We start from the raw sequence: 6,091 nt of genomic DNA on the forward strand, positions 1-6,091 counted from the left end.
CATTCTTTACAAGAATATCTCTGTCTGTCAGGCTGTGAATCGTCCTTGCCTTGGCGGGTTATGTCTGAGCTGGCACAGTGTGGGCATTTCACCCCGTCAGGCCAGCGAATCTGGCGTATCTGTTCAAAGCACTTGGCGTTGTCGAGGAGGTCATAAAGTTTCATGACACTTTTGTACAAGAAAACGTCTTCTATTCATAGTCAAATAACTCGTCCTCAACCAGCTCCCCAGAATCCATTAAGAGCCATGGTGTTAATACATTACTCACCCATTTTGCCAAGAAATACTTTGAGTTTCAGGCGACAGGTGGCAGGCAGAAGATAGAAAAAGGCAGAACAGAAGAAGAAATAGCCGCTTTAGGTGCTCAGGTAGAAGCAAATCGTTATCAGTCTGACCCCGAAGAAGAGAGTACAACGCCTGTCCCCCCTCTGTCCCATCAAGACTCAGGCATTGAAGACTCCGATAACACAGATACTGACAACTGATTATGAATCCAGGGCTGGCAGCCAACCGGAAACAATTCCGACTTGAGCAAGAATCACGGCCAGCCCTATTAAACACATTATGATCAGCAGCAAGTTACCACCAGCCACCTTGTAGGGCTCTTCGAGATGCTCCTTGCGAACTTCCCACACCAGCATCACAGGAATAAACACCGCTAGTACTACCAGGGCAACAGCAGCATAGCCAAGGGTTGTAACAAAACTACCCGGGAACAGGACAGCAACAGCCAAAGGCAAGCCCAGAGTCAACAAGATAGTTTGAATGCGCCCAACCACAGTATTGGGTCGCTGGCTGACTTCTGCCAGATAATCAAACAAGCCAATGGCTACCCCCAGGAACGAAGTACCCAGCGCACAAGCGGTAAAAACACTGATCAAATGGCTAAAGCCAGAGTACTGACTGACCTCTCCAATGCGATCTATAAGTTGTCCTACTGCATCAGGACTGGTTTGCAGGTCTTTAATCAAAATGGATGAAAGGGTTCCATTAGTAGCAACTTGCCACAATCCATAAACAATTAAAGGCAAGGCACTCCCCAGAACCAGAGCAAACCGGAAGTCTCTGGGCTTACCTTTGACGTACCTGACTACCGTGGGGACCGCACAATGATAACCAAAAGAGGTATAAAGGACTGGCAGAGCAGCCAGTAACATATCAGGATTCCCCGGTTGCAGCGTCAGATTCTCTGCTTCAGCCTCAGGCAACAGGAGCATCATGATGAACATTAACAATATCATCATGAGGAAGAACATCATGCGATTGGCATAATCCACAACGACAGTGCCTACCACAACCAATACGGCTATGACGGCAGCCACCAAAATCGCAGATTGGGAAAAGTCGAGCCCAAGCCCTATTTTGCCTGACACGGCAAGCAACTGACCTGCGCCTGCAGAAATATAAGCTGAACAGAGAGAGAAATAGAGAAACAGCATAGCAAGAATCGCTACACCCTGACCGGTCCTGCCCAACAATCGTCCAACAACACCGTGTAAGTTATCCGCTTCGGGAACCGCGCGACAGGCTTCGGCAATCAGTAACCCCCCATAACAGGCAAGGCCAGCCATCAACATCATCAGCAGAAGGCCAGTCCATATGCCGGTAGCGGCAGAGACCAGAGGCAAGGCCAGCATGCCTGCACCTATGGATGTACCTGCCACGAGCAGGGAACTTCCTAAAGTTTGACTATTCATTTATTAGTTCATCGTACACTTCCCAGATATCAAGAGTAGACAAGAATCCATCTGCGTGAACCTTCTCTCTTTCCCTGTCGTCTGAATACGGCCTTTGGTAGGCTTCCTCCTCCATTCCCAAAAGTAATTCAGCCATGCCTCATTGCATTATCGAGTACTCTTCTGAACTTGAACAAAAGTACTCAATAAAAGAATTGGTCTCAGCCGTGCACCAGGGCGCCTTTGAATCTGGATTGTTCAAAGCGGAAGACATCAAAACACGAGCCTATTCCTGCAATGATTTTCAAACCGCCCAACCTGACCAGTCCTTTGTACACATTACTGTACGTATAATGAAAGGTCGAACCACCGAACAAAAAAAGGGTCTGAGCCAAAAAGTACTTTCTGCTGCTGACAAGTTAGCCCCCAAGGTCAACATTCTAACCGTGGAAATTCTCGATATTGATACCGATAGTTATTCAAAGCGGGTTAAGAAATAGTGTCGGCACTCGCAAATTAATTACGAAGCTAAGTAATTGATTTAAATACAAGAGTCCGCTAGCTGGAGCTTGATAGATTCCATGAGTGGTCGATAGTTAAAAGGGCTGTCTTTTACCTTCTTACAACGACCGGGAATCAGTGACAATGAAAAAGTTAATGACTCTGTTAGCCGCCACGGTATTTGCTTCTGCCTGCCACGCTGGCATTGGCGCCTGGAGTGGGATCGACAAGCTGACAGTCATCACAGATGCTAACACTCAGGTTGAAGTCTTTGATAAAAAAGGCAAGCTGATTGCTTCAGGAGAAACCAATCAGTACGGGCGGGTATGGTTCAGGATCGCCAACTCCCAAGAAGTGAAAATATCAGCAGCGGGAGAGTCCAGAATCTATCAGTACAGAACCCGTTACGATACCGCACGTTAATACTGCATTTGTCGGGGATAGCTGCTCAATCCCCGACATCTTATCGTACGAACCCTGTTACCCTGCTTTACAGCTACTGACCACATCCTTGAATGCCAGAGAACCACCAAAAATATCCAGTGCACTGCCAATAGTGATGTGAACCCGACTGTCACCGGCTTTTCTTACCGCTTCGATATCTTCAATAGAGGCAATGCCACCGGCATACGTCACAGGAACCGGGGAATGGTGTGCCAGCAGAGACACTAATTCCAGGTCCGGCCCGGCCATTAACCCTTCAACTGAAGCAGCATGCACCAGAAACTCATCACAGTATTTCGCCAGCTTTTCCAGAGTGGCTTTATTAATTCGAGTGTCAGTAAACTTCTGCCAGCGATCCGTAACAATGAAATAATCGTCGCCTTTTTTCTTGCAGGACAGATCCAGAACCAGACGTTCTTTGCCAACTACCTTAAACAGCTTGTCCAGATTCTCAAAGTTGACCTGACCGTCTTTAAAAACATAAGAGGTCACTATGACATGAGAAGCCCCCATCTCAAGGTACTTCATGGCATTATCTGCGGTGATTCCTCCCCCTATCTGAAGCCCACCGGGCCAACCAGAAAGCGCTTCAGCGGCAGCTTCATCATTCCCGGGCCCCAGCTTGATGACATGGCCACCCGTGAGATGCTCTTGTCGATAAAGCCCGGCAAAGTCAGCAGCAGATTGCTTGCTTTCAAAATTCACAGTGGCTGAATTATCACCATCTCGCAGAGAGCTCCCCACTATCTGCTTGACCTTACCTTCATGCAGGTCAATACAGGGACGAAACTGCATAGTGGAAGCTCCTTTCTGTTTTCTATGAGGGTTGTTTGAGAGGACTCAATTTAACACAGTAATCGTAATCTGTGAGAACCTTTCTAGCCTAGTCTCTCTAAGTGGCCGATACTTGATTTCAGAGTTCTTTTGCAGGATATGCTATGAGCAGAGTCATTTTACTCCTGATAACCACTTTGTTTTTCAAMCCCGCCTATTCCTGGTATGACTCAGGTCATATGATCAGCAGCTGGATTGCCTGGCAGCACATGACGCCCGCTGCTCGTCAAAAATCTCAGGAACTACTGGATGTTCTGCAGGACGCAGCCCCCAAGACCCGCAGCTTCATGATTGCATCCACCTGGATGGACTCCATAAAAAAAGAAGGTCTGGCTGTCACCCGATACTGGCATACCGTCAGTGAAGATCAAGTTATTCATGGTCTGGCAGCGGGCCCCGAAAAGCAAAACAGCATCTGGGTAGCCCAGGAAGCCATAAAAACACTCTCAAACCCCAGCAGCTCAGTCTTTGCTCAGGCTTTTATGCTGAGAGCCCTTATACACATCAGTCAGGATCTTCACAGCCCATTGCAAATTTGTGACGATCGGAAAAACCGACCACCCGAGCATGAGAAATGCTATATAGCTTTTAAAATCTCTCCCATTGCCTATCAGGAGGAACAACTGACGAATATAGCTGCACTCTGGGACAGCGGGTTAGCGTCCTTTCCTCCGGTTCGGAGCAATGACCCCAATGCAGAAAAGATCATTTCAAAGTTCGCCAGCCAGCTCTCTCAAAAGCTGACTTCACAAAGCCAGTCCAAGCTCAAGGAGCTAGATCCCGAAATCTGGGCACGGGAAAGCCTGAACATTCAGAAAACGTTTGCGATGAATCAGATAAAACCGGGAGCACCTCTCAGCAAGAATTACTTACTGAGAGGTCAGTCCATTGCAGAAGAGAGGATTGTGATCTCGGGCTATCGACTGGCTGAAGTGCTCAACCAGGCCTTTAGCCAGTAATCACTGCCCTGTTTTCATATCAAGGGGCTTGGCAAGATCAACAATATTGCTGGAGGTACTGCGGGAGATGAGCTTGCCCTTGTGCCTCACTTCAACAGAGACAGAGTATGTATGATTAGGCATGACCAGTGTCGGTGAATAGGGAATTTCAAAATTGAGAGGGGCATCCAGTTCATACTTGAGCTTAACTTTCTTCTCACCAATCAGGTTTGAGCGCGCATCCTGCTTGCTGATATCCCGTAACTGAATTCTGACATCAGAATCTGCAGGAAAATACCCCGTTGCCGACTTCACAACCCCTTTCACTTCAGCAGATTCCGAGACAAAAGTCATTTGCTCTTTGCTGTGACGGCTCTTCAGAACCAGCATTTCACCATTGGATGTCATGGTATCTACCTGCTGAAAAGCAGAGAAGAACGCCATTTCCTGCTTCATGACCGGCTCTGGACAGGCCATCATGGTAGAGCCAACCCTGCCGAACTGTAACTCATCTTCCTGCATTGTATAACTGCCAAAATAGCCATTACAGGGGCCACGGCCGCTGACTTTACCGTCCTTGTCAGAAGCGGATTGAAACTCCAGAGTCACTCTTTTGCCATCAACGGGCGGTTGACCGTCCAGAGAGCTGAGCACCCAGGTTTTACCTTCAACTTCGGTGGGCGTCACCACCATTTTTTTGTCGGACGAACTGCACGCAGCAAGAAGACTTCCTGCAGCCAGCACCAACATATATCGGCCCATGGTCCTCATGATTTTACCTTATACCTCACGTGAGACGGTTCATGATTTTCTGCTCTGGCAGAAAAGCCTGAGCATAAACCCTGAAGCTGCTCATTGAAAACCGCCAGACACCTTTATTACCAAGGCCTGACACAAAAACGGAGCTATAAAAAAGCAGTATAGAATCCTAAGAGACTGTCAGATTTAAGGTGACGACAAAAACCCCTGATGTCAGTAACATCATTAGCCTGGATTGCGACGCCATCTATAAACGACAAAGAAGTAGTAAACAGTAGAACATCGACCGATACTCATCTGGCTGCCTACCTCCTGATAAAACATCAGTAAGTGTAGCAGCCAAATGATTCACGACATAAACTCATCTGCAGGCAGATAATCAGGCTATCTGCTCATCTGTATTTTTTTAATCCCAGTTTTCATCAATATCAAAGTCAGACAGTTCTTCCATAAATTCTTGCTGAGCCTCGATACTCGTCGGTGATGGCTCAAGGGTAGGCTGCACAGGTATAGATGCAGAGACAGCCGGTTCATTCGGGCTCGAATCCGTTGAGGCGGGAACTTCTGAGCGAGAAAAAACAGACGTCATCATGTAATAGAGTCTTGTCATCGAATTACTAGCCCACTCACTGTATTCGTGAAGTCGACCCGGAGACTCGTTCTGGACAGGCACAGGCACTGGTTCTGCACTCAGTATTTTCCAATCCTGAAATGAGCCTGAAGGCAGGTACTACTACCTAACCCTCGGCTTGTCGCTCATGAACTAATTGAAACAGGATTTCTCTGGCTTGTTGCAGCTTTCTGGCCGCTTCATTATCGGTCATGGCTTCCGCTTTGTCCTTTAGTTGGTCCAGTGTAATCCCTTCTTTCAGGTACTGTTCTGGTTCCTTCAGTGACAGGAACTTTTCGTAAGGGGTCATCATGTTTTCATAGCGGTAC

At 47.5% G+C, this 6,091-nt stretch carries 9 protein-coding genes; 3 read left to right on the top strand and 6 right to left on the bottom strand.

What is annotated here, in order from left to right; translation table 11 throughout:
• Both WG89_RS33040 and WG89_RS25815 read right to left on the bottom strand, forming a co-directional pair.
• The coding region (locus tag WG89_RS33040; protein ID WP_172806677.1) for a transposase at positions 1-164 on the bottom strand (164 nt) is incomplete at its 3' end.
• A 321-nt stretch (positions 165-485) separates the two neighbouring features.
• Positions 486-1,697: an aromatic amino acid transport family protein gene (locus WG89_RS25815; protein ID WP_062270546.1), complete on the bottom strand. Its 1,212-nt coding sequence runs from the start codon at positions 1,695-1,697 to the stop codon at positions 486-488.
• A gap of 134 nt (positions 1,698-1,831) precedes the next feature.
• Here WG89_RS25815 and WG89_RS25820 point away from each other — a divergent pair, with 134 nt between their 5' ends.
• Positions 1,832-2,176 (top strand): 5-carboxymethyl-2-hydroxymuconate Delta-isomerase, encoded by a 345-nt coding sequence (locus tag WG89_RS25820; protein ID WP_062270547.1) that lies wholly within the window; start codon positions 1,832-1,834, stop codon positions 2,174-2,176.
• A gap of 145 nt (positions 2,177-2,321) precedes the next feature.
• Complete coding sequence (locus tag WG89_RS25825; RefSeq protein ID WP_153301826.1) at positions 2,322-2,600, top strand: hypothetical protein; 279 nt, start codon at positions 2,322-2,324, stop codon at positions 2,598-2,600.
• A gap of 57 nt (positions 2,601-2,657) precedes the next feature.
• Here the strand turns inward: WG89_RS25825 and hisA are convergent, their stop codons facing one another.
• Entirely contained in the window at positions 2,658-3,416 is a 759-nt protein-coding gene (hisA, locus tag WG89_RS25830; protein ID WP_062270549.1) for a phosphoribosylformimino-5-aminoimidazole carboxamide ribotide isomerase, read from the bottom strand.
• 143 nt (positions 3,417-3,559) lie between these two features.
• Between hisA and WG89_RS25835 the strand changes: the two genes are divergently transcribed.
• Positions 3,560-4,414, top strand: coding sequence for a S1/P1 nuclease (locus tag WG89_RS25835; protein ID WP_062270550.1), 855 nt, complete (start codon positions 3,560-3,562; stop codon positions 4,412-4,414).
• Here the strand turns inward: WG89_RS25835 and WG89_RS25840 are convergent, their stop codons facing one another.
• From WG89_RS25840 to WG89_RS25850, 3 genes are all read right to left on the bottom strand, one after another.
• The gene (locus WG89_RS25840; protein ID WP_079254060.1) at positions 4,415-5,164 is read right to left on the bottom strand and encodes an META domain-containing protein; all 750 of its coding nucleotides are present in this window, start codon (positions 5,162-5,164) and stop codon (positions 4,415-4,417) included.
• Positions 5,165-5,558: 394 nt separating this feature from the next.
• Positions 5,559-5,825, bottom strand: a complete 267-nt coding sequence (locus tag WG89_RS25845) for a hypothetical protein (protein WP_172806916.1) — start codon at positions 5,823-5,825, stop codon at positions 5,559-5,561.
• Positions 5,826-5,889: 64 nt separating this feature from the next.
• A partial coding sequence (locus tag WG89_RS25850) for a hypothetical protein (RefSeq protein ID WP_062260213.1) occupies positions 5,890-6,091 on the bottom strand: 202 nt, incomplete at its 5' end.

Origin of the sequence: Endozoicomonas arenosclerae (genome assembly GCF_001562015.1) — a bacterium.
Classification (GTDB): domain Bacteria; phylum Pseudomonadota; class Gammaproteobacteria; order Pseudomonadales; family Endozoicomonadaceae; genus Endozoicomonas_A; species Endozoicomonas_A arenosclerae.